At 71.8% G+C, this 23,201-nt stretch carries 19 protein-coding genes; 12 read left to right on the top strand and 7 right to left on the bottom strand.

All coding sequences use genetic code 11. The features are described 5' to 3' along the window. Window positions 1-912 carry a hypothetical protein gene (locus tag AB0I71_RS10845; RefSeq protein WP_357583195.1) on the top strand — a complete coding sequence of 304 codons (912 nt, stop codon included), beginning with the start codon at window positions 1-3 and terminating at the stop codon, window positions 910-912. Further along, window positions 905-3,085 (top strand): glycosyltransferase, encoded by a 2,181-nt coding sequence (locus AB0I71_RS10850; protein WP_357583197.1) that lies wholly within the window; start codon window positions 905-907, stop codon window positions 3,083-3,085. The genes AB0I71_RS10845 and AB0I71_RS10850 overlap by 8 nt, the downstream gene beginning before the upstream one ends. Before the next feature lie 60 nt (window positions 3,086-3,145). Here AB0I71_RS10850 and AB0I71_RS10855 read toward each other — a convergent pair whose 3' ends face one another. The 6 genes from AB0I71_RS10855 to AB0I71_RS10880 all read right to left on the bottom strand — a co-directional run bounded on the left by AB0I71_RS10855 (window position 3,146) and on the right by AB0I71_RS10880 (window position 11,132). Further along, complete coding sequence (locus AB0I71_RS10855) at window positions 3,146-4,126, bottom strand: glycoside hydrolase family 6 protein (protein WP_357583199.1); 981 nt, start codon at window positions 4,124-4,126, stop codon at window positions 3,146-3,148. Window positions 4,127-4,224: 98 nt separating this feature from the next. Continuing rightward, window positions 4,225-4,404, bottom strand: coding sequence for a DUF6104 family protein (locus AB0I71_RS10860; RefSeq protein WP_013735712.1), 180 nt, complete (start codon window positions 4,402-4,404; stop codon window positions 4,225-4,227). 89 nt (window positions 4,405-4,493) lie between these two features. After that, window positions 4,494-8,285 carry a multifunctional oxoglutarate decarboxylase/oxoglutarate dehydrogenase thiamine pyrophosphate-binding subunit/dihydrolipoyllysine-residue succinyltransferase subunit gene (locus AB0I71_RS10865; protein WP_357583201.1) on the bottom strand — a complete coding sequence of 1,264 codons (3,792 nt, stop codon included), beginning with the start codon at window positions 8,283-8,285 and terminating at the stop codon, window positions 4,494-4,496. A 299-nt stretch (window positions 8,286-8,584) separates the two neighbouring features. Beyond that, window positions 8,585-9,400: an ABC transporter permease gene (locus AB0I71_RS10870; RefSeq protein ID WP_357583203.1), complete on the bottom strand. Its 816-nt coding sequence runs from the start codon at window positions 9,398-9,400 to the stop codon at window positions 8,585-8,587. Beyond that, window positions 9,397-10,332 carry an ATP-binding cassette domain-containing protein gene (locus AB0I71_RS10875; RefSeq protein WP_357583205.1) on the bottom strand — a complete coding sequence of 312 codons (936 nt, stop codon included), beginning with the start codon at window positions 10,330-10,332 and terminating at the stop codon, window positions 9,397-9,399. Before AB0I71_RS10875 ends, AB0I71_RS10870 begins: the two co-directional genes overlap by 4 nt. Before the next feature lie 149 nt (window positions 10,333-10,481). Next, window positions 10,482-11,132, bottom strand: a complete 651-nt coding sequence (locus AB0I71_RS10880; protein ID WP_357583207.1) for a hypothetical protein — start codon at window positions 11,130-11,132, stop codon at window positions 10,482-10,484. 171 nt (window positions 11,133-11,303) lie between these two features. Here AB0I71_RS10880 and AB0I71_RS10885 point away from each other — a divergent pair, with 171 nt between their 5' ends. The 7 genes from AB0I71_RS10885 to AB0I71_RS10915 all read left to right on the top strand — a co-directional run bounded on the left by AB0I71_RS10885 (window position 11,304) and on the right by AB0I71_RS10915 (window position 19,087). Then, window positions 11,304-12,068 carry a GNAT family N-acyltransferase gene (locus AB0I71_RS10885; RefSeq protein ID WP_357583209.1) on the top strand — a complete coding sequence of 255 codons (765 nt, stop codon included), beginning with the start codon at window positions 11,304-11,306 and terminating at the stop codon, window positions 12,066-12,068. Further along, a complete protein-coding gene (locus tag AB0I71_RS10890; protein WP_357583211.1) occupies window positions 12,065-13,078 on the top strand; it encodes a lysophospholipid acyltransferase family protein in 1,014 nt (337 codons plus the stop codon). Before AB0I71_RS10885 ends, AB0I71_RS10890 begins: the two co-directional genes overlap by 4 nt. 76 nt (window positions 13,079-13,154) lie before the next feature. Beyond that, window positions 13,155-13,856 carry a response regulator transcription factor gene (locus AB0I71_RS10895; RefSeq protein ID WP_357583213.1) on the top strand — a complete coding sequence of 234 codons (702 nt, stop codon included), beginning with the start codon at window positions 13,155-13,157 and terminating at the stop codon, window positions 13,854-13,856. Then, entirely contained in the window at window positions 13,853-15,427 is a 1,575-nt protein-coding gene (locus tag AB0I71_RS10900; protein ID WP_357583215.1) for an ATP-binding protein, read from the top strand. The genes AB0I71_RS10895 and AB0I71_RS10900 overlap by 4 nt, the downstream gene beginning before the upstream one ends. Window positions 15,428-15,489: 62 nt before the next feature. After that, a complete protein-coding gene (locus AB0I71_RS10905; protein WP_357583217.1) occupies window positions 15,490-17,028 on the top strand; it encodes a trypsin-like peptidase domain-containing protein in 1,539 nt (512 codons plus the stop codon). A 174-nt stretch (window positions 17,029-17,202) separates the two neighbouring features. After that, window positions 17,203-17,874: a BON domain-containing protein gene (locus AB0I71_RS10910; protein WP_357583219.1), complete on the top strand. Its 672-nt coding sequence runs from the start codon at window positions 17,203-17,205 to the stop codon at window positions 17,872-17,874. A gap of 151 nt (window positions 17,875-18,025) precedes the next feature. Then, window positions 18,026-19,087, top strand: a complete 1,062-nt coding sequence (locus AB0I71_RS10915) for a glycosyltransferase (protein WP_357583378.1) — start codon at window positions 18,026-18,028, stop codon at window positions 19,085-19,087. Between the two features lie 27 nt (window positions 19,088-19,114). Here the strand turns inward: AB0I71_RS10915 and AB0I71_RS10920 are convergent, their stop codons facing one another. Beyond that, window positions 19,115-20,812, bottom strand: coding sequence for a protein kinase (locus tag AB0I71_RS10920; protein ID WP_357583221.1), 1,698 nt, complete (start codon window positions 20,810-20,812; stop codon window positions 19,115-19,117). Window positions 20,813-20,999: 187 nt separating this feature from the next. Here AB0I71_RS10920 and AB0I71_RS10925 point away from each other — a divergent pair, with 187 nt between their 5' ends. Genes AB0I71_RS10925 through cutA form a run of 3 tightly spaced genes read left to right on the top strand, consistent with a single transcriptional unit; the run spans window position 21,000 to window position 23,176 of the window. Then, window positions 21,000-21,830, top strand: coding sequence for a patatin-like phospholipase family protein (locus tag AB0I71_RS10925; RefSeq protein WP_357583222.1), 831 nt, complete (start codon window positions 21,000-21,002; stop codon window positions 21,828-21,830). Further along, the gene (locus tag AB0I71_RS10930; RefSeq protein ID WP_357583224.1) at window positions 21,830-22,846 is read left to right on the top strand and encodes a 1-acyl-sn-glycerol-3-phosphate acyltransferase; all 1,017 of its coding nucleotides are present in this window, start codon (window positions 21,830-21,832) and stop codon (window positions 22,844-22,846) included. Before AB0I71_RS10925 ends, AB0I71_RS10930 begins: the two co-directional genes overlap by 1 nt. A gap of 9 nt (window positions 22,847-22,855) precedes the next feature. After that, on the top strand, window positions 22,856-23,176 hold the full coding sequence (gene cutA / locus AB0I71_RS10935) for a divalent-cation tolerance protein CutA (protein WP_357583226.1): 321 nt from the start codon (window positions 22,856-22,858) through the stop codon (window positions 23,174-23,176). Window positions 23,177-23,201: the final 25 nt, after the last annotated feature.

The following is a 23,201-nucleotide window of genomic DNA, read 5'->3' on the forward strand; positions in this document are numbered from 1 at the left end:
ATGACTGCGGACCCTCTGACCAGCGCCGATACGGCGAACGGCGCGTGGGGAGTCGAGCGAACCGCAGCCGACGGACCGGCCGCGTCGGAGTCGCCGACGGTGGTGCGGCCGGCCGTGGCGGAGGCACCGACCGTCGTGCAGCCGGCGGTGGTGGACGCACCCACCGCGGTGCCGGCCGCCGTGGTGGACGCGCCGACTGCCGTGCAGCCGGCGGTGGACGCGCCGACTGCCGTGCACCCGGCGGTGGAGGCGCCGACTGTCGTGCAGCCGGCGGTGGAGGCGCCGACTGTCGTGCAGGCGGCGGTGGACGCGCCCACCGTGGTGCAGGCGGCCGTGCTGGTGGATGCGCCAACGGTGGTGCGGTCGGCGGTGGGGGACGAGGCCACGGTGCTGGTGTCGGGGGACAGCCCCACCACGGTCATGTCCGCGGTGCCCCAGCCGCCGCCGGTCTTCGTCGATCCGAGCGGCAGGCGTCGGTCCCGGCTGCGCTGGATCGCGTACGCCCTGGGTCTGGTCAGTCTGATCTACACCGGCCTGGTCGTGGCGAGCTTCGCGGGCGGTCCGGTCAACGCCGACACGGTGCTGCCCTTCGTGGAGCCGACCCGCCAGCCCTGGCAACCGCCGCCGGCCCCGTCGATCCCCGCTGCGGAGGCGCCGCCGACCACGGCCGCACCCCGGACCACGAGCAGTGCGCCGCGCCCGCGGGTCACCCCGTCCCGGGTACCCACGACGGTGACCAGCGCACCGACGGCACCGCGCCGCACCCCCTCGTCCGCGCCGGCGTCGCCCCGACCGTCCCGGTCGACCGCACCGGCGACCACGCCCAGCGTCGACCCGCCCACCACGGAGCCGGCCCCGCCGACCGTCGATCCGTCGATCGTCGTCGACGGAGCCGCCCCCGCCGATGGCTGAACCGCCGGCGCGCCGGTCCCGCCGGCCGGCGCGGGGTCGCCGGGTCGTACCGCCGCCGAGCTGGGCCCTCTTCGGCGTACTCTGCGCGGTGCTGGCCGCCGTGCTGCTCGTCGGCGCGTACGCCAACGCGTCCTTCGCGCCGGATCGTCAGCAGCAGACCCACCACGGGCAGCGTGAGGTGCCGACGTCGGTGGTTTCCGGTGGCCCGATCGTCAGCAGCACGGGTGGGCTGACCCGGTCGTACCGACTGCCCCCGCGCACCATCGCACTCACCTTCGACGACGGACCGGACCCGGTCTGGACCCGCGAGGTGCTGCGGGTGCTGGCCGCCCATCAGGTTCCGGCCACCTTCTTCGTGGTCGGCTCCCAGGTGGCCCGCCATCCGGAACTGGTACGGGAACTGGCCGCCGACGGCCACGAGATCGGCGTACACACCTTCACCCACCCGGATCTGACCGTGCTGCCCGACTGGCGACGACGGATGGAGTACACCCAGACCCAGTTGACCATCGCCAGCGCGGCCGGGGTCCGCACCTCGCTGATCCGCTTCCCGTACTCCTCGTACGCGATGGCCGTCAACGACCTGGACTGGCCGGTCTTCGTTCAGGCCGGCGAGATGGGCTACCTGAGCGTGCTCAACGACACCGACAGCCGGGACTGGGCGCTGCCCGGCGTGGACCAGATCCTCACGAACGTGACGCCGCCCGGATACTCGGGGGCGATCACCCTCTGGCACGACGCGGGCGGCGAACGGGCCCAGACCGTCGCCGCGCTGGACCGGTTCATTCCGCTCATGAAGGAGCGCGGCTACCGCTTCGTCACGGTCACCGGTGGCCTGAACCTGGCGCTCGCCGAGGCCGGCATCGACCACCGGGTCGAAGCCGGTCAGGCGGCCAGCGCGGGGGAGCGCTGGCGCGGTCGGATGCTGATCTGGGGGGTGCAGGGCGCGGACCGCACGCTCGGCTGGCTCGGCGTGATCTTCCTGGCGGTCGGTGCGCTGACGGTGGGTCGCACCGTGCTGCTGCTGGTGCTCGCCGGCCGGCACGCACGCCGACGGCGGGCGAAGAGCTGGGCGTGGGGGCCACCGGTGACCGAGCCGGTCTCGGTGATCGTGCCCGCGTACAACGAGAAGGAGGGGATCGCCGCGGCCGTCCGCTCGCTGGCCGGTGGCGACCATCCGGGCGGCATCGAGGTGATCGTCGTCGACGACGGCTCCACCGACGGGACGGCGGAGATCGTCGATGCGCTCCGACTGCCGAACGTCCGGGTCGTCCGCAAGCCGAACGGCGGCAAGCCGAGCGCGTTGAACACCGGGGTGGCGCTGGCCCGACACGAGCTGATCGTGATGGTCGACGGGGACACCGTGTTCGAGCGCGACTCGGTGCGGCGGCTGGTTCAACCGTTCGCGGATCCCCAGGTCGGCGCGGTCGCCGGCAACGTCAAGGTGGGTAACCGTGACAGCCTGATCGCCAAGTGGCAGCACATCGAGTACGTGATCGGCTTCAACCTCGACCGGCGGCTGTACGAGACGCTGCGCTGCATGTCCACGGTGCCCGGGGCGATCGGGGCCTTCCGTCGGCAGGCGCTGCGCTACGCCGGTGGCATGACCGACGACACGCTGGCCGAGGACACCGACATCACCATGGCGCTCGGCCGCGCCGGCTGGAAGGTGGTCTACGAGGAGACGGCCCGGGCCTGGACCGAGGCCCCGGCGACGTTGGGGCAGCTGTGGAAGCAGCGGTACCGGTGGAGCTACGGCACCATGCAGGCGATGTGGAAGCACCGGCGCTCGCTTGTCGACAGCGGTGCCTCCGGCCGCTTCACCCGGCGATGCCTGCTGTTCCTGAGCCTGTTCGGGGTGCTCCTGCCGCTGCTGGCGCCGGTGATCGACCTGCTCGCCCTCTACGGCCTGTTCTTCCTCGACCGGACCGCGACGGCGGTGGCCTGGCTGGTCATGCTCGCGTTGCAGACGCTCACCGCCGTGGTGGCGTTCCGGCTGGACCGGGAGAAGCTCAGCGTGCTGTGGGTGCTGCCGTTGCAGCAGTTCGTCTACCGCCAGCTGATGTACCTGGTGATGATCCAGTCCGTCACCACCGCCCTGACCGGCGGCCGCCTAGGCTGGCAGAAACTCCGCCGCACCGGCCTGACCCCCACCACCACCAGCTCTCGTTGATCATGAGGTTGGCGGGGATTTTTGTCCGTTTTGCTGCCGTTAACCTCATGATCAACGGGGTCAGGGGCGGGCCAGTGAGATGGCGTACGGGGGCCAGAACTTGCCGCTGGGCGGCTCGCCGGGGCGGCAGTCGCCGTCGGACTCGCCAGGGAACTTGATCCAGAGCAGGGCGTCCACCCGGGGCAGGCCGGGGTCGGCGGTCGGGTCCTCGCCGAGCGCCCGCCCCGGGGGATTGCACCAGCTCGGGGCACCGCCGACGCGATCGGCCGGATAGGGGCCGTTGCCGTTGCGGCTGGTGTCGATGACGAACGTGGTGTCGCCGCCGAGCGCGTCGGAGATCCGGTGCCCGTAGGTGACGTTGTCTCCGGTGCGGACGAAGTTCGCCACGTTGAGCGCGAACCCGTCGGCCTGTGCCACACCGGCCCGGCGCAGCGCGGCCGCCAACGCCCCGATATCGCGGATCCACCCGGGATGACCGGCGTCGAGGTAGACCCGGGCGTTGCCGGTGCTGGCCAGCACGGTGACCGCGTCACGCAGCAGCGCGAGCCGACCGGCGGAGTCCGCCACACAGCCGGCCACCGCGTCGGGCAGCGCGCCCGGTTCGAGGACGACGATCACCTGACGGCCGGCGACGCCGGCGGCGACCTCGCGGATCCACGCCTGGTACTCCGCGCCGGTCCGGGCACCGCCCCCACCCCGCCGACCGCAGTCGCGTTGCGGCACGTTGTGCACCACGAGCACGGGCGTCTGGCCGGCGATCGCGGCCTGCCCGAGGAGGGCGTCGACCTCGTCGCGGACCGCCCCGCCGGTCAGCCACTTCGCACTCGGCCGGCTGCCGATCGTGCCCAGTGCCTCCGCCGCGGCCGAGTCACCCTGGGCCGCGCGGCGCTGTGCCTCCGCCTCGGCCGGGTTGGCCGGGTCGAGGTAGAACACCGAGGGCGCGGGCGGTGGCGCGGAGCCGGTCGAGTCGGGTACCCGAGGCGGGGCGGGCTCGTCGGAACAGCCGGCCAGCAGCAGCGCCAGGGCGACGACGGCCGCCACGATGATCCGCCGGCCGCTCGCGGGGCCGGGTCGGCTCGTCGGCGGCCGCCGCCCCGATCGGGTACACCGGACGGCCGGCCAGGTGGCGGACACGCTGATCAGTCGTCGTCTTCGTCGTCGAGCCGGGCCAGCCAGGTGGCGAACCGCTCGATCGGGGTCTCGAACTCCGGGTTCAGGTCGACGAAGTCACGCAGCCGCTCGCCCAGCCACTCCAGGCTGACCTGCTCCTCGCCGCGGCGCTCGACCAGTTCCTCGATGCCCCGGTCGGTGAAGTACATGGATCTGCTCGCTTCCTCACCGGCGTCCCCCGGTGAAGCCGGCCGGTCCCGCCCCACCGTAGGGCGGGACGGGACCGGGTCAGTTCTCGTCAGGGGCGGGGGAGTGCCGCCTCGATCAGCGCGGTCTGCTCGACCTCGTGCATCTTCGCCGAACCGACGGCCGGAGCCGCGGCGGCCGGACGGGAGATACGGCGCAGCCGGACACCGTCGAGGTGCTCCAGCAGGTTGAGCGCGACGAACGACCAGGAACCCTGGTTGGCCGGCTCCTCCTGCACCCAGGCGAAGTCCTCCGCGTTCGGGTACTGCGCGAGGGCGGCCCGGATCTCCTCCACCGGCATCGGGTAGAGCTGCTCCAGCCGGATGATCGCGGTGTCGGTGACGCCGCGGTCCTTCCGGGCCTGGAACAGGTCGTAGTAGACCTTGCCCGAGCAGAGCAGCACCCGCTTGACCTGCTCCGGCGCGCTCGCGGCCGGGTCGTCCAACACCGGGGAGAAGGTGCCGGTGGTGAAGTCCTCCACCGAGGAGACGCAGAGCTTGTGCCGCAGCAGCGACTTCGGCGTGAACACCACGAGCGGCTTGCGCTTGGGCGACAGGGCTTGGCGGCGCAGCAGGTGGAAGTAGTTCGCCGGGGTGGTCGGGTTGGCCACCCGCATGTTGTCCTCGGCGCAGAGCTGGAGGAACCGCTCCGGGCGGCCGGAGGTGTGGTCCGGCCCCTGACCCTCGTGACCGTGCGGCAGCAGCAGGGTGACCGCGGAGCGCTGGCCCCACTTCACCTCGCCGGAGGAGATGAACTCGTCGATCACCGTCTGGGCGCCGTTGACGAAGTCGCCGAACTGCGCCTCCCAGCAGACCAGCGCGTCGACGTTCTCCACCGAGTAGCCGTACTCGAAGCCCATCGCCGCGTACTCGCTCAACAGCGAGTCGTGCACGAAGAGCCGGGAGCGCTCGCCGTCGGCGGTGAGCGACTTCAGCGGCAGGTAGTCGTCGCCGGTCTCCGCGTCGACGATCGAGGCGTGCCGTTGCACGAAGGTGCCTCGGCGCGAGTCCTGCCCGGCGAGCCGGACGGTGACCCCGTCGTGCAGCAGCGCACCGAAGGCGATGATCTCGCCGAAGCCCCAGTCGATGTTGCCCTCGACGGCCATCCGGGCCCGCCGGTCGAGCAACTGCTGGATCCGCTTGTGCGGGGTGAAGCCGTCCGGCAGGTTGACGTGCGCCTCACCGATGGCCTTGATGACCGACGCCTCGGTCGCCGTCTCCACCTGCGGCTCGGGCTCGTCCTGTCGCGGCGGGCGGCTCAGCTGGCGCGGCGTGCTGGCCGCGTCGCGGGTGGCCTTGAACACCCGCTCCAGCTGTGCCTGGTAGTCGCGCAGCAGCTCCTCGGCGTCTTCCACGGTGATGTCACCCCGCCCGATCAGCTCCTCGGTGTAGAGCTTGCGGACCGAGCGCTTCGAGTCGATGATCCGGTACATCTGGGGGTTGGACATCGAGGGGTCGTCACCCTCGTTGTGTCCGCGCCGCCGGTAGCAGACCAGGTCGATGACGACGTCCTTGTTGAACGCCTGGCGGTACTCGAAGGCGAGCCGGGCGACCCGGACCACCGCCTCCGGGTCGTCGCCGTTGACGTGGAAGATCGGGGCCTGGATCATCCGGGCCACGTCGGTGCTGTAGAGGCTGGAGCGGCTGTACTCCGGGGCGGTGGTGAAGCCGACCTGGTTGTTGACCACCACGTGGACCGTCCCACCGGTGCGGTAACCGCGCAGCTGGGAGAGGTTCAGCGTTTCGGCCACCACGCCCTGGCCGGCGAAGGCCGCGTCGCCGTGCACCGCCAGCGGCAGCACGGTGTAGCCCTCCAGCTTGAGGTCGATGCGGTCCTGCTTGGCCCGGACGATGCCTTCCAGCACCGGGTCGACGGCCTCCAGGTGCGACGGGTTCGCCACCACCGAGACCTTCACGGCGTGGTCACCGTCGGGGGTGGTGAACTTGCCGTTCTGGCCCAGGTGATACTTCACGTCGCCCGAGCCCTGGGTGGAACGTGGGTCCAGGTGCCCCTCGAACTCGGAGAAGATCTTCTCGTACGGCTTGCCGACGATGTTGGCAAGCACGTTGAGTCGGCCCCGGTGAGCCATGCCGATGACGACCTCGTCCAGCCCGCCCTCGGCGGCGGCCTCCAGCACCTCACCGAGCAGCGGGATGAGCGACTCGCCACCCTCCAGCGAGAAGCGCTTCTGGCCGACGTACTTGGTCTGCAGGAAGGTCTCGAACGCCTCGGCCGCGTTCAGCCGGTTGAGTACGTGCTTCTGCTCCCCGGCCGGCGGCTTCTCGTACTTGCGCTCGACCCGCTCCTGGATCCAGCGGCGTTCCGCCGGGTCCTGGATGTGCATGTACTCGATGCCGACCCGGCGGCAGTACGAGTCGCGCAGTACGCCGAGGATCTCCCGCAGCTTCATCCGCTGCCGGCCGGCGAAGCCGTTGACCGGGAAGGTGCGGTCCAGGTCCCACAGGGTCAGCCCGTGCTGGAGGACGTCCAGATCCGGGTGCTTGCGGATCTTGAACTCCAGCGGGTCGGTGTCGGCCATCAGGTGGCCACGTACCCGGTAGGAGTGGATCAGCTCGTGGACCCGCGCGGTCTTGTTGATCTGACCCTCGCTGTCGACCGCCACGTCGCGCATCCAGCGCACCGGTTCGTAGGGGATCCGCAGCGAGGTGAAGATCTGGTCGTAGAAGCCGTGCTCGCCGAGCATCAGCTCGTGCATGACCTTGAGGAACTCGCCGGACTGCGCGCCCTGGATGATCCGGTGGTCGTACGTGCTGGTCAGCGTGATGACCTTGCTGACCGCCAGCTCGGCCAGGGTGGCCTCGCTCATGCCCTGGTACGGCGCCGGGTACTCCATCGCGCCGACCCCGATGATCGCGCTCTGGCCTTGCATGAGCCGCGGCATGGAGTGCACGGTGCCGATGCCACCGGGGTTGGTGAGCGAGATCGTGGTGCCGGAGTAGTCCTCCATGGTCAGCTCGTTGCGGCGGGCGCGTCGGACCACGTCCTCGTACGCCTGCCAGAACTGCCGGAAGTCCATCTGCTCGCAGGCCTTGATGGAGGGGACCACCAGGTTGCGGCTGCCGTCGGGCTTGGTCAGGTCGATGGCGATGCCCAGGTTGACGTGCTCGGGGCGGACCATCACCGGCTTGCCGTCGACCTCGGCGAAGGAATTGTTCATCTCCGGGTGCGCGACAAGCGCCCGCACCAGGGCGTAGCCGATCAGGTGGGTGAAGCTGACCTTGCCACCGCGCCCGCGGGCGAGATGGTTGTTGATCACGATCCGGTTGTCGACCAGGAGCTTGGCCGGCACGGCCCGGACGCTTGTCGCGGTCGGCACGGCCAGCGAGGCGTCCATGTTCTGGACGATCTTGGCGGCCACACCGCGCAGCGGCGTGGTCTGGGGCCCGTTGGCGGTGGGCGCGGTCCGGGTCGGCTGGCTCTTCGTCGGCTGGCTCTTTGCCGGCTCGGCCTTGGCTGCCGGCTTCCCGGCGGCCGGCTTCGACGTGGCGGGCGCCGGCTTCGCCGCCGGTGCCGCCGCACGGCGCTCACCCTTGCCGGCCGGTTCGGCCTTGGCCGCCGGTTCGGCCTTGGCCGCCGGTTCGCTCTTCGGGGCCGGCTCGGTCCTCGCCGGGGCGGCGTCCTTTGACGCGGTGGTGGTTGCCGGCCGACCGTCACTGGCGCCGGCTGTGCCCTGGCCGGGTCGGTAGTCGGCGAAGAAGTCGTGCCAGGCCGGGTCGACGCTGCTGGGATCGGCGAGGTAGCGCTGGTACATCTCCTCGACGATCCACTCGTTCGGGCCGAAACCCGCCAGTGGGTTCTCCTGCGAAGTCTGCTGGGTCGACACGGCCGGTAATCGCCTCTTTCACGCGGGTTTGTGTGTCACGCGGCGCCCGATGCGCCGGGACGGACGCACAGGACGGTTCCCAGGCTACGCCGTACCGAACCTCGGGGCATTTCCGCCTCCGTCGCGTGGTCGGATTCACAGAAGATGCCAGAAGTTCGGTAAGCGCTGCGTATTCCCTTGATCGCTGCTATGGCCGGAACGTCCGGTCCGAGAACGCCGACGGGCCCGGCGCACCGGCTGTCCACCGGTGTTCCGGGCCCGTCGGTTGGGGCGCCGACCCGAGGTCGGCGCCCCGGGTGTCAGGAGATGTCGCGGCGTCGGGTGATGAGGATTCCGGCCACGCCGCTGACCACGGCGTAGCCCACCAGCACGAGCGCGCCGACCCACCACACGGGCAGCATCTCGTTCTCGCCCGGCGTGATCATGACCTGGGAGGCGGCGGCCGGCCAGATCACCTGCCACTTGATCACGGCCATGTTGTCCAGCAGGTTGGCGAGCAGCAGGAAGAGCAGGCCCACCACCTGGGTACCGATCAGGTAGAGCACCGAGGCGGTGATCACCGCGCCCAGCTGGTTGGTGATCAGCGTGCCGATGCCCACGCCGAGCACCGTCCAGATCGCGTACGCCATCAGGTTGAGCAGCAGGGCCCGCTGGACCTCCCACTCGCCGAGCTGCGTGCCGTAGTCGTTGAGCGACAGGAACGTCGCACCGGCCGCGAGGTCGATAAGCGTGGTCACCAGCCAGAACGCGAAGCCGAGCAGGCTGGCCGCGATGAGCTTGCTGGCGATCACCGAGGTGCGTCGCGGGGTGGCGAGGAACGTCGTGGTCGCGGTCTGGTGGAAGAACTCGTTGGTGACCATGAGGATGCCGATGAGCATCACGAACATCAGCCCCAGGTACTGCCCCGAGGTGTAGAGGTTCGCTGCCTGAGCTGGCGCGGAGGCGGCGTCGCCGGTGTAGCCGAACTCTTCCCCACCGCCGCTGAGCGTCTCGCTGGCCAGCCACGCGTTGAAGGCGAAGGCCAGGGCGATCGACAGGAACGCCCCGATGGCCAGCCACCACCAGGTGCTGGTGGTACGGATCTTGAGTAGTTCGGAGCGGACAAGGTTGCTCATCGGATGCCCGCCTTTCCGGCCGTCAGCTCCAGGAACACGCGTTCCAGGTCGGGTCGTTCAGTGGTCAGCTCGTGCAGTTCCACCCCTGCGGCCAGGGCCGCCCGGCCCACCGCCGGGGCGTCGATCCCGCCGATCAGGAGCGCACCCTGCCCGTCGTTCTCCACAGTGGCTGGCCCGTCCTTCAGCGCCGCGGTAAGCACGTCGGCCTGCGGGGTGCGGACCCGGACCCGGACGCCCTGCGCCATCGACCCGATCACCTGGTCCACCGGGCCCTGCCGGACCAGTTGCCCGGCCGCGATGATCACCACGTCGTCGGCCAGCAGCTGCATCTCCGAGAGCAGGTGACTGGAGACGAGCACGGTACGGCCCTCGGCGGCCAGCCCCTTGAGGAACCCACGCATCCACCGGATGCCCTCCGGGTCCAGACCGTTGGCCGGCTCGTCGAGGATCAGCACCCGCGGGTCGCCGAGCATCGCCGCGGCGATGCCGAGTCGCTGCTTCATGCCCAGCGAGTAACCCTTGAACTTGCGCTTGGCCGCTGGGGTCAGCCCGACCAGCTCCAACGCCTGGTCGGCCCGTTCCCGAGGCAGCCCGGCCGCGGCGCAGATCACCCGCAGGTGATTGATGCCGGTGCGGCCCTTGTGCGCGCTGGACGCCTCCAGGACCGCGCCGACGTGCCGCAGCGGATCAGCCAGATCGGGGTACCGCTGGCCACCGATGGTGGCCCCGCCCGAAGTCGGGGTGACCAGGTTCAGCAGCATGCGCAGGGTGGTGGTCTTACCCGCACCGTTCGGGCCGAGGAAGCCGGTGACCCGACCCGGTTCGACCGTGAACGACAGGTTGTTGACCGCGAGCACGTTGCGGTATCGCTTGGTCAGACCGGAAACCACGATCTGGGCGTCGTTGGTGGGGCTTGGTCGCCCGTCGGTCATCGTTCTCCTCCCGTGTCGGCGCCGGGGTGCGCCGTTGCACAGCGTGACGTTAATGGTCAAGCAATTCAATCGGGCTCGTTCGGGAGATCGTGGTCCGCCTCAGGCAGGAGTCGTCTCATCCCCAGGTACGAGCCGATCGACGGCCGTGCCTACACGGCGATCCAGGTTGCCCGGGCGTGACCGAGCCGGCGCCCGTCCGGGGCGTACAGGCTGGTGCGTACGAATGCCTTGCGGCCCTCGGTGCCGATCACCGCGCCGGTCACCACGCACTCGTCGTCGGGGTCTGGCAGCGCCTCGATCCGGGCGGCGATCCGGCCGAGCACGTACGGCCGGCCGGTGTCGATCACCGCCCAGCCGCCGGGGCAGTCCAGGGCGGCCCAGACCGTGGCGACCTCGACCTGCCGTGGAGCGCGTACCGGTGCGGCCGTCCGGCCGTCCGGCAGCCGGCCCGGAAAGACCCGCAGGCCGTCGGCGCGCTGCGGGCCGCAGACGTAGCAGCCGGGAAACGGATGGTCCACCAGCCCCGGGTACGCCGTCGAGGCGGCCCGGGCGGTGGTCAGATCCACAGGTGGGACCGTGGCGTCGTCGAGATCCTCCGCCGGGCGCAGCTGCGCGACCACCTCGCCGGCCGGGTCGCGCACCTCGGCGTCGACAAGCGTCAGCGGGGTGTCCAGCGGCGGCGGTCGGCGCAGGGTCACCTCGACCGGACCGTCCCCGCCGTACGCGGTGGCGAAGACACCGGCGCTCCATCCACCATTGCCCGAGCCGGGCGGTCCGTTGAAGCGTCCCTCGATGATCATCGAGTCTCCCTCCGCCACGCACGCCCGGCCTCGTCGCCGGGCACCGGCAGCCTCGCACGCCCCCGGTGTCGGCCGGCGTGGCGGGTCGGCCACCGGTCGCCGACCGGCGTTCACCGGATCGACACCGCCGGCCACCAGGGCTGGCAACCGACCGGGCGCTACACAGAAGGCATGGCCGTTCTGCCAGCCGCGGACGTAGCACTTGCGACCAGCGGCTACACCCTTTCGATAGCCGACAACCCCAGCCAGGTCGAGGCCGCGCAACGCCTGCGTCATCAGGTGTTCGCCGGCGAGTTGGGCGCCACCGTGTCCCCCGACGCGGCCGGCCTCGACCGTGACGTTTTCGACAGGTACTGCGACCACCTGGTGGTGCGGCAGGAGAGCACCGGCGAGGTGGTGGGTACCTACCGGCTGCTTCCGCCGGGGCGTACCAACCGCCGCTACGCCGAGGGCGAGTTCGACCTGACCGCGCTCGACCCGTTGCGTAGCCAACTGGTCGAGGCCGGCCGGTCCTGCGTACATCCCGCGCACCGCAGCGGGGCGGTGATCAACCTGATGTGGGCGGGCATCGCCCGCTACCTGCACCTGCGCGGGCTGCGCTGGCTCGGCGGGTGCGCCTCGGTACCGGTGGCCGACGGTGGCCTCGCCGCCGCCGAGGTCTGGGCCCAGGCTCGGGCGAAGCACCTGTCACCGCCATCGCTGCGGGTCCGGCCCCTGCGACCCTGGTTCGCCGAGCCGGGTGTGCCGACCGAGCCGGTCGCCGGGTCGGCCAAGCTGGTCCCGCCACTGCTGCGTGGGTACCTGCGGCTCGGCGCCCAGATCTGCGGGGAGCCGGCGTACGACCCGGACTTCGGCGTGGCCGACTTCTACGTCCTGCTCTCGATGGATCGGATCAACCCGCGGTACCTGCGGCACTTCCTCGGTGGGCAGCCGTGACCACCGTGTGGCGGCCGAGTTCCGGCTGCGGTCCCCACTGCCTGCCGGGCAACGGCGAGGCTCCCGCCGTGCCGGCGGTCCGGCAGCTCGGCCGCGCCGCCGGGCTGCTCGGCATGCTCGGGCTCGGCATCGGGCTGGCCGCCCTGCTCCCGGTGCTGCCGGCCCGGGAACGTCAGGCCGCGTTGCGCGGCTGGGCGCGGTCCACGGCACGGGCCTGCGGCGTACGCCTCGAAGTGCGCGGTCGACTGCCTCGGCGGCGGGCCCTGCTGGTCGCCAACCATGTCTCCTGGTGGGACATCCTGGCGCTGCTCGCGGTCGCGCCGGCCCGGCTGACGGCCAAGCAGGAGGTACGCCGGTGGCCACTGATCGGCCTGCTCGCCCGCTCGGCCGGCACCGTGTTCGTGGACCGCTCCCGTCCTCGTGAGCTGCCCGCCACTGTGGGCCGGGTCGCCTCGGCGTTGCGGTCGGGCCGCTCGGTCGCGGTGTTCCCCGAGGGCACCACCTGGTGTGGTGCGGCAGCCTCCTGCCGTCCGCCGACCGGGTTCCGGCCGGCGATGTTCCAGGCCGCGATCGACGCCGGAGCACCGGTGGTGCCGCTGCGGATCGCCTACCGCTGTGGGGTGACAGGTGAAACCACCACGGCACCGGCCTTCGTCGGCGACGAGACCCTGCTGCGGTCGGTGCGGCGGATGCTCCAGGTCCGGAGGTTGACGGTCTGCGTGGACATCGCCGCGCCACTGCATCCGGGACGATCCGCCGACCGGCGGGCGCTGGCCCGGGTCGCCGAATCCGCCGTGCACCTCGTACCGTCGTCGCCAGCCGTGCCGCCAGCGCCGGTGGTCGTCGAGCCCGGGCCCGTGCAGCCGGTACGCGTGCCGGCGCGGCCCACCGCCGGACCGGCCGTGCTGCCGGTACCGACCCGGTCACCGGCGGCGCTGTTGCCGGCCGGGGTGTCGGGTGGCGCCGCATCGACCGGGGAACCGGAGCGGAAGCTGCCGCTGGCCGCCTGACCTGAATCCGCCGCTCACAGGCTTTTTCCAGGATCCGCCCAGCGCGGGCGCAGCGTCTGCGCGGATGATGGGCGTCATGGCCGCTACCCAGACCGAGGCGCGACTGCTCGTCGTCGAGGATGATCCCAACATTCTCGAACTGCTCTCCGCGAGCCTGCGCTTCGCGGGATTCGACGTGGCCACCGCCACCAGCGGCAGCGCCGCGCTGAGCGCGGCCCGGGACCATCGCCCCGACCTCGTGGTGCTCGACGTGATGCTGCCGGATCTCGACGGGTTCGAGGTCATCCGGATGATGCGCGAGGGTGGCACCCGCACACCCGTGGTCTTCCTCACCGCCCGCGACGCCACCGACGACAAGATCCGCGGGCTCACCCTGGGTGGCGACGACTATGTGACCAAGCCGTTCAGCCTGGAGGAGCTGACCGCCCGGATCCGGGCGGTGCTGCGCCGCACCAGCACCGGCGAGCAGGCGCCCGCCCGGCTCACCTTCGCCGACCTGGAGCTGGACGAGGAGACCCACGAGGTTTACCGGGCCGGTCACCGGGTGCAGCTCTCGCCGACCGAGTTCAAGCTGCTGCGTTACCTGATGCTCAACGCCAACCGGGTGCTGTCCAAGGCGCAGATCCTCGACCACGTGTGGAACTACGACTTCCGGGGCGACGACAACATCGTCGAGTCGTACATCTCGTACCTGCGCCGCAAGGTCGACACCACCGATCCCCGGCTGATCCACACCCTGCGTGGCGTCGGATACGTCCTGCGCAAGCCGGCGGCGTGAACGCGGTACAGCAGGCCAAGTTCCGGCTCCGCGCGGTACCGCTGCGGGTCAAGCTGGTCGCGGCCGTGCTGACCCTGGTCGCCGCCGCGTTGCTGGTGATCGCCTCGCTGACCACGATCTTTCTCCGCAGCTACCTGGTCGACCAGGTGGACGGAGAGCTGACAAGCGCTGTCGAAACCATCGAGAGCGACCTGGCCGGCAAGCCCTGGGCGGAGGTCTACATCCCGCCCGACTCGGTCATCCCCACCGACTACGTGGTGGTGGTGACCAGCCGCAGCACCGGGCGGGTCGCGGAATACGGGTTCGACGAACGCCGGTTCGACGCCGTCGACCTGCCGCCCTGGCCCGAGGACGCCGCCGGTTTCCAGCAGCTGGCCGGGAAACCGTTCTATACCCGGGCGCGCGGCACCGACGTGCGCTGGCGGATGCTCTACACCGAGCTACCCAACGGGCAGTGGGCGGCGATCGGGCAGCACCTCACCGACGTGGAGCAGGCGGTCAAGCGGCTCATCTGGATCGACCTGCTGGTCGGCGGGGCGGTGCTGGTGCTGCTCGCCTCGATCGGCGCGGCGATCGTCCGGACCAGCCTCAAGCCGCTCGTGGAGATCGAACGCACCGCCGCGGCCATCGCCGGTGGTGATCTCAGCCGCCGGGTGCCCGACCCGGAGGACGGCCAGCCGTGCCCGACCTCGGAGCTGGGCCGGCTGTCCCGCGCCCTGAACGCGATGCTCAGTCAGATCGAGATGGCCTTCACCGCCCGCGCGGCGTCGGAGTCCGCGGCCCGGTCCGCCGAGGTCGCCGCCCGGGAGGCCGCCGAGGGGGCCCGCGCCTCCGAGGCCCGGGCCCGCCGCTCCGAGGAGCGGATGCGGCAGTTCGTGGCGGACGCCTCGCACGAACTGCGTACCCCGCTGACCACCATCCGCGGCTTCGCCGAGCTGTACCGCCAGGGTGCGGCCCGGGCTCCCGAGCAGACCTCCGACCTGCTCCGCCGGATCGAGGACGAGGCGGCCCGGATGGGACTGCTGGTGGAGGACCTGCTGCTGCTGGCCCGGCTGGATCGCGAACGGCCGCTCTCGCTCGCTCCGGTGGAACTGCCGGTGCTGGCCGCGGACGCGGTGGCCGCCGCCCGGGCGATCGCGCCGGACCGGCGGATCGAGCTGGAGATCGAGCCCGGTTCCGGTCCGCTTGTGGTACGCGGCGACGATGCCCGACTGCGGCAGGTGATCGGCAACCTGATGACAAACGCGCTGCGGCACACCCCGCCCGGGGCGGCGGTGACGTTGCGGCTGCGCGCCGAGCCCGGCAACCTGGCGGTGATCGAGGTGTCCGACACCGGGCCGGGGCTCACCGCCGAGCAGGCGGAGCGGGTCTTCGAACGCTTCTACCGGGTGGACGCCTCGCGTACCCGCAGGACCGACGGCAACACCGGCACGGGTCTCGGCCTGGCCATCGTCGCCGCGCTGGTGACCGTGCACCAGGGCACCGTCGAGGTGACCGAGACGCCGGGCGGTGGCGCCACCTTCCGGGTACGCCTGCCGCTCGCACCGGCCACCGACATCGACAACGAGTGATTTTCAGCCAATCCTCAGTTGAGCCCAAGGCGGGACGCAGAGCGATGGGGGAAGGTAGGGGCATGACCGAGTACGAGTCCGACCCGCGCCGGCCGGCCCCCACCGACGCCGAGCCGTCGCATCCCGAGCTGTCCCGCGCCGAGTACGCGCGGTCCGACTCCCCGTCCGCCGCCCGTCCCGACGCCGACCCGACGGTCGAGGCGCCGACCGTACCGGTCCGGGCCGTCGATCCGTCGTCGGTCGGCCCGGACGCCGCGCCGAGCCGGCCGGGCCCGGGCGACGGCGCCGGCTCGCCCACGGCGGCGCAGCCGGTCTCCGGTCAGCCCACCTGGGCGCCGGCCGGCTCCCACCAGCACCAGCACCACTACCAGCACCCGTACCAGCCGGGCGCCCGGTACCCCGGCAATCCCTGGTATCCCGGCCAGCAGGCCTGGAGCGGTGCCCAGCCGCCCGGTCCCGGTGCCGGGCAGCCCGGGTATCCGGGTCAGGCCGCCGGGATGCCGAGCGGCTACCCGGGCCAGCCGGCCCCGTGGGCACCCACCCCGTCCAACGGGCCGCGCCCCGGGCGGATCGCCAAGCTGGCCGGTGCCGGCGTGGCGGTGTTCGCCCTGATGCTCGGCAGCGGGGTCGCCGGAGGGGCGCTCGCCCTCGCACTCGGCGACGGCGGTGGGATCACCCGCACCTACAGCGCCGCACCCGTGATCGACGGTGCCGACCTGCCGCGCATCGCCGCATCGGTGCAGGACAGCGTCGTGTCCATCAGCACCGGCAGCGGTGAGGGCTCCGGCGTGGTGCTCAGCGCCGACGGTTACGTGCTGACAAACAACCACGTGATCGCCGGGGGCGGCGACACCGTCCGGGTCTTCTTCGCCAACGGCACCAGCACCCAGGCCGAGGTGGTCGGTACCGACCCGAAGACCGACCTCGCGGTGCTGAAGGCGAACGGGATGACCGACCTCCAGCCGGCCACCCTGGGCGACAGCGACGCGATGCAGGTAGGCGACCAGGTGCTCGCCCTGGGCAGTCCGCTCGGCCTGCAGGGCTCGGTCACCGCGGGGATCCTCAGCGCCCGGGACCGCACCATCCAGGCCGGTGGCGGGCAGCAGCTCCCGGGCCAGGCGGTCAGCTCGATCTCGGGGCTGCTGCAGACCGACGCCCCGATCAACCCGGGCAACTCGGGTGGCGCACTCGTCAACACCCGGGGCGAGGTGATCGGCATCAACACCGCGATCGCCACCGCGGGACAGGGCAGCACCGGCAACATCGGTGTGGGCTTCGCCATCCCGAGCAACAAGGCCAAGGACGTCGCGGAGAAGCTCCAGCGTGGCGAGAAGATCAGCCACCCGTCGCTGGGGGTCAGCGTGAACGCCGCGCCCGACGGCGGCGCGCTGGTCGGCGCGGTGAACCCGGGCAGCGCGGCCGAGCGGGCCGGGCTGGAACAGGGTGACGTGATCACCCGGTTCGGCGACAAGGTGATCAACGACTCCAACGACCTGGTGGCTGCCGTCCAGGCCGGCAAGGTCGGTGACCAGGTCGAGGTGACGTACCAGCGAAATGGGGCCGAGGCGACGGCAACCGTGACGCTCGCCGAAGCGTCCTAACGAGACAGGACCTGCTTCCTCCCTCCGGGGCGGCGGGTGGCGCGGCCAAGGGGGTTGGCCGCGACACCCGCCGCCCTTCCTCCTTCCGGGGTTCACCCGGACCGGGTGAACCCGGCTCACCCCGCTGCCCGGCAGCCTCGGCCGAGAAGACCTGTGGAGGCGGATGGGGGTGCCATGACCACGGCGACGGCGACCCGGAGCGATGACCGGATCCAGCGCGACGTGCTCGACGAACTCGCCTGGGACGCGCAGGTGCGCTCGACCGACATCGGGGTGAGCGTGCACGACGGGGTGGTTTCGCTCACCGGCGGCGTGGACAGCGCCGCCCGCAGGTGGGCGGCGGTGCGCGGGGCGCAACGGGTACGCGGGGTGCGGGCGGTCGCCGACGACATCGAGGTACGCCCCACCGGGCCTGTCGACATCACCGACGGCGACCTGGCGATCGCGGCCAGCCGGGCCCTGGAGTGGAACAGTTTCGTGCCGGCCGAGCGGTTGGACCTCACCGTCGCCGACGGCTGGCTGATGCTGCGCGGTGCGGTGGAGTTCGGTTGGCAGCGGCGTACCGCCGAACGGGAGCTGCGCCGGCTGCGGGGCGTACGCGGCGTCACCAACCTGGTCGAGGTGCGGCCCGCCGCCCCGGTCGACGCCGACCGGATCCGCAGTGGCGTACAACGCGCCCTGATGCGCGGGATCGGCACGGAACGGGTGATCGTCCAGGTGAGCGGCGACACGGTGACGCTGAGCGGGGTGGTGCGGTCCTGGTGGGAGCGGGATCAGGCGGAGCGGATCGCCTGGTCGGCCGAGGGCGTGTGCATGGTACGGGACCAACTGCTTGTGGGCGGCTGAACCGCTCACCCGGCGTCCCGGTTTGTCCAGGCCGGGACCGGGAAGACGCTCGATTCCAGCCTGGAAGCCGATCGAGGTCGACGACTCCGGACAGCGACGGGGAGGGCACGTGGCCGACAACCTTGCGCGTGAGCACCGGTTGCGGATCGCCATGGTCGTGCCGCCCTGGCTGTCGGTGCCACCGCCCGGCTACGGCGGACTGGAACACGTGGTGGCCGGTCTGGTCGACGCCCTGATCGCCCGGGGCCACGCGGTGACGCTGATGGGTGCCGGTGCCGCTCACGGCACCGCCGCCGACTTCCTCGCCACCCTCGACGAGTTGCAGTTCGACCGCCTCGGCGAGGCGCTGCCCGAACTGGCCCACCTGGCCCGGGTCAACCATCTGCTCAGTACGGCCGACTTCGACATCGTGCACGACCACAGCACGATCGGTCCGCTGGTGGCCGGCCGGCGGGAGGTACCCACGGTGGCGACCGTGCACGGCAACCCGGTGGGCGAGTACGGGACGGTGCTCAGCGACACCGACCGGGGGGTGGGGCTGGTGGCGATCTCACACACCCAGCGGGGGTTGAATCCACACCTGCCCTGGGTCGGCACCGTGCACAACGCGATGAGCCTGGACGACTTCCCGCGCAAGGACACCCCAAGTCACGGTCCGGTGTTGTGGCTCGCCCGGTTCAGCCCCGACAAGGGGCCGGAGCTGGCCATCCGCGCCTGCCGCGCGGCGGGTCTGCCGCTGGTGCTGGCCGGCAAGTGCAACGAGCCCGCCGAACGGCGGTACTACGACGAGGTGATCCGGCCGATGCTCGGTCCGGACGTCACAGTGGTGCTCGACGCTGACCGCAAGGCCGTGCTGCGACTGCTGGTGGAGGCGCGCTGCCTGGTCATGCCGATCCAGTGGGAGGAACCGTTCGGCATCGTCATGCTCGAGGCGATGGCGACCGGGACACCCGTGGTGGCGCTGAACCGGGGAGCGGTGCCGGAGCTGGTCCGCCCCGGGGTGAGCGGCTTGATCTGCCAACGGCCGGACGAGTTGCCGGCGGCGCTGCGGCAGGCCTCCGACCTCGACCCGAAGGACTGTGTGGCGCACGTGGCACGGACCTTCTCCACGGAACAGATGGCCGTCGGCTACGAGGAGGTGTACCGCCGCTTCCTCGCTGCCGCGAGCCCACGTGGCGCGGTACGCGAGCCGGCGCGGGTCACGCCGGCCTGACCGGGCGTTTCGCTCAGACCTTTTCGCTCAGACCTGCGCGGCACCGAGCGCGGTGATCGCCGCATCGAGCTGCTGAGCGTACGCCGGGCTCAACCCGTCCTCGCGTAGCCGGGTGGAGACCTTCTCACGCAGCCGGGCGACCCCCGGCCCCAGTTCGCCTTCGCCGCCGGTCACCGCCCGGGTGAGGTTGCGCAGCTCGTTGCGCAGGTCGAGGCCGACGTCGTCGCGGATGCCGCCGTCGGCGAGACCGGCATCGATCACGTCGTCCAGGCGGTTCGCGGCCTCGACGAGGCTGTCGCCGCCCGCGGGTGGACCCGGTACGCCGGATGTCGCCGCTGGCGTCGGTGCGGTGCTCGACGGCACGGCGGTCGGCGGCACGCTTGCGGTGTCGTCCGGCGGGGCCGGCTCGGACGTCGCGGGCGGTCCGCTCGTGGGCAGTACGGCGGGCGGTCCGCCGTCCTCCTCCGACAGCAGCGCCGGTACCGCCAGCGCCGCCGCGACCACAGTGGCCACGGCCGCCGTGACGAGCAGCGGACGCCGCAGCCGCCGTCCCTGCCCGGGGTCGTCACCGTCGACGGGTGCCGGACGCGGCAGCCGCCGTCCCCGCCCCGGGTCGGCCTCGGAGACCGGTGCGGGCCCGACCCCGACCATTCCGGTACCCGCCTCGGCGTCGCTCCCGTCCGGACCTCTGCCGCCGTTGTCAGCGGCACCGTCGATGCCGCCCAAGGTGCCCGCCACCGTGCCGGAGACAACGCCGGTGAGGGCGGGCTGGAACGCGATGGGACCGACGGTCGGTGGAACCCAGGCGGGGACCGGAGCGGCGGCGTCGGTCCGGCCCATCGTGGGCAGCGTGACGGTGGGCGCGAGCATCGTGTTGGCCTGCGGATCGGCGGGCAGCATCTGGTCGCGCAGCACGGTGGCCACCTGGCGGGCGGTGGGACGGTCAGCGGGGTCCCGCGACAGGCAACGCAGGCAGATCTCGGCCACCGTCCGCGGCAGCCCCGGCACCCCGGCCAGCGACGGCGGTGGGCCCTCGGCGAGCGCGACAGTGAGTTCATCCCAGGTGTCCGCCGGATACGGCACCCGACCGGTCAGGGTCTCGTGCAGCAGTACCCCGAGTGAGTAGACGTCGGTCGCGGGTTGGGCCGGAGCGCCGTCGAGCCGCTCCGGCGCCACGTAGGCGGGAGTGCCGAAGGTGGCACCGTCCTCGTCGTCGTCGGGGGCGCCGATCCGGGTGGCGATGCCGAAGTCGAGCACCTTCGCGCCGACCTGGGTCATCATCACGTTGGCCGTGGTGATGTCCCGGTGCACGATGCCGAGCCGGTGGGCCGCGGCCAGCGCGTCGGCGACCTGAGCGCCGATCTCCACCGCCTGCGGCCACGGCAGCGGACCCTCGGTGAGCCGAAACTCCAGCTCCTCTCCGGAGAGCAGCTCCATCACCACGAAGGAGGTGATGGCGCCGTCCGGCGACACCGTCTCGCCGTAGTCGTGCACCGAGGTGACGTTCGGGTGGACCAACTGAGCCGCGGCTCGGGCCTCCTCCCGGACCATGTCACGGAACCTCGCGTCGGCGGCCAGTGACGGGGCGAGCACCTTCAGTGCGACCACCCGGTCGAGTACCTCGTCGTGGGCCCGCCAGATCACCGACATGCCGCCGGCACCGATCTGGTCGATCAGCCGGTATCTGGTGGCCAGCAACCGGCCGGGCTGCAGCGCTGGCTTCACGGATCGCACCTGCCTCATAGGTGGGAGCGGTATCAGGTTGCGCGAATGTTGCCCCCCCTGTCAACGGGCCTCGATGCGACACCGCCCCGCCGACCTGACCGGCAACCGTCGCGCCGAGGCGGGCTAGACGTCGCGGAGGGGCGTACGGGTGGGCCCGCCGGGGCGCGGCCGTGCCAGGATGAACGGCATGGCGCGGGGACCTGTGGCTTTCGTGCTCGGCGGCGGGGGTGTCCTGGGCGCGGTCGAGGTGGGCATGTTGCGGGCCCTGTTCCGGGCCGGCATCCGGCCGGACCTGGTGCTCGGCACGTCGATCGGCGCGGTCAACGGGGCCCTGGTGGCCGCCGACCCGTCCGAGGCGGTGACCGACCGGTTGGTGCGGCTCTGGGCTTCCCCGGAGGCCAGCGAGGTGTACGGCGACTCGGTCGCCCGGCAGCTGCGCCGCTTCGCCGCCCGTACCCACCTGCACTCGCCCCGCCCGCTGCGCAAGCTGTTGGAGAGCGAACTCGGCGCCCAGACCACCTTCGCCGATCTCAAGATTCCGTTCCGCTGCTGCGCGGCGAACATCGAGCGGGCCGCCGAGCACTGGTTCGTCAGCGGGCCGGTGGTGCCGGCCGTCCTCGCGTCCGCCTCGGTGCCGGGGCTGCTGCCACCGGCGCGCATCGGCGACCAGCACTACGTGGACGGAGGAATCGTCAACTCCATCCCGATCGGCGAAGCGGTCGCCGCCGGCGCCGGCCGGATCTTCGTACTCCAGGTGGGTCGGATCGAGCGGGCGCTGGCGCCGCCCCGGCGGCCCTGGGAGATCGCCCAGGTCGCGTTCGAGATCGCCCGCCGGCACCGGTTCGCCCGGGAGATGGCCGCCCTGCCCGACGGGGTGGAGGTGCACGTGCTGCCGACCGGTGGGCTGGAACCACGCGACGACACCCCGTGGGCGTACCGGGACATGGCCGCGGTGGGCCGGCGGATCAGCCGGGCGTACTCGGCCTCCCGGCACTACCTGGCCAACCTGGACCGCTGATGCCGTTACCGCCGCGTTGGCTGCGCCGAATGCTGCTGGCACCCGGTGTGGTGCTGCTGGCGATCCTGCTGGTCACCACGGTGCCGTTGTGGGCCCTGCTGGCGCTCGCCGCGTCCCCGTTCGTTCCCGGCCACCTGCGTCCGTTGCGGTTGCTCTGGATCGGCTGCTTCTACCTGGTGTGGGACGCGGCGGCGCTGCTCAGCCTCTTCGTGCTCTGGGTCGGCTCCGGATTCGGCTGGCGGGTACGCTCACCGGCCTTCCAGCGAGCCCACTACGTGCTGGCCGGCTGGTTCCTGCGGGTGTTGTTCTGGCAGGCCCGGTGGACGCTGCGGCTGAGCATCGACGTGGTCGGCACCGACCCGGACACCGCCCTGCCGGGCCGGCCGGAACTGGTGCTGTGCCGGCATGCCGGCCCGGGTGACTCGTTCATCCTGATCCACGCGCTGGTGAACTGGTTCAGCCGGGAGCCGCGGATCGTCCTCAAGGACACCCTCCAGTGGGATCCGGCGATCGACGTGCTGCTCAACCGGCTGCCGAGCCGGTTCATCGCGCCGGGCCGTGACGGTCGGGGCTCGCTGACCGAGCAGGTCGGACATCTCGCCACCGGCCTGGACGACGACGACGCCTTCGTGATCTTTCCCGAGGGCAGCAACTTCACCCCGAAGCGCCGGCTGCGGGCCATCGCGCGGCTGCGCGACCGTGGACACGAGCGGATGGCGGTCAAGGCGGAGGCGATGCGGCACGTGCTCGCCCCGCAACCGGGCGGCCTGCTGGCGGCGCTGGACGCGGCACCCGACGCCGGAGTGATCTTCGTTGCCCACACCGGCCTGGACCGGATGCTCACCGTCACCGACGTGTGGCGTGAGCTGCCGATGGACAAGCGGCTGGTGATGCGGTTCTGGTCGGTGCCGCCGGAGGAGGTCCCGACCGACCGGCAGCAGCGCATCGACTGGCTCTACGAATGGTGGAGTCGGATAGACGAGTGGATCGCGACCAACCACGACGATGCGACGTAGGGTGCGCCTGTGGAGCAGATCAGCGTGGTGACGACGGTGGTCGACGCGCGGTCGGTCGCCGACCTGCTGGCCGCCGCCGCGGTGGCCGGGCGGCTGGCGGCCTGCGCGCAGGTGGGCGGCCAGGTGGACAGCACGTACTGGTGGCGGTCTGGGGTGGAGACCAGCACCGAGTGGTCGGTGCAGTTCAAGACCGCACCCGACCGGGTCGACGCGTTGGTCGAGCAGTTGCGGGCCAGCCATCCCTACGAGGTACCGGAGATCCTGGTCAGCCGGGTGGACTGCGGTCATCCCGGATACGCGGCCTGGGTCTTCGAGCACACCCGCTCCTGAGTACGCACACTCTGGTGCCGGCGGC

Source organism: Micromonospora sp. NPDC049891, assembly GCF_040660295.1.
In the GTDB taxonomy this organism is placed as follows: Bacteria; Actinomycetota; Actinomycetes; order Mycobacteriales; family Micromonosporaceae; genus Micromonospora.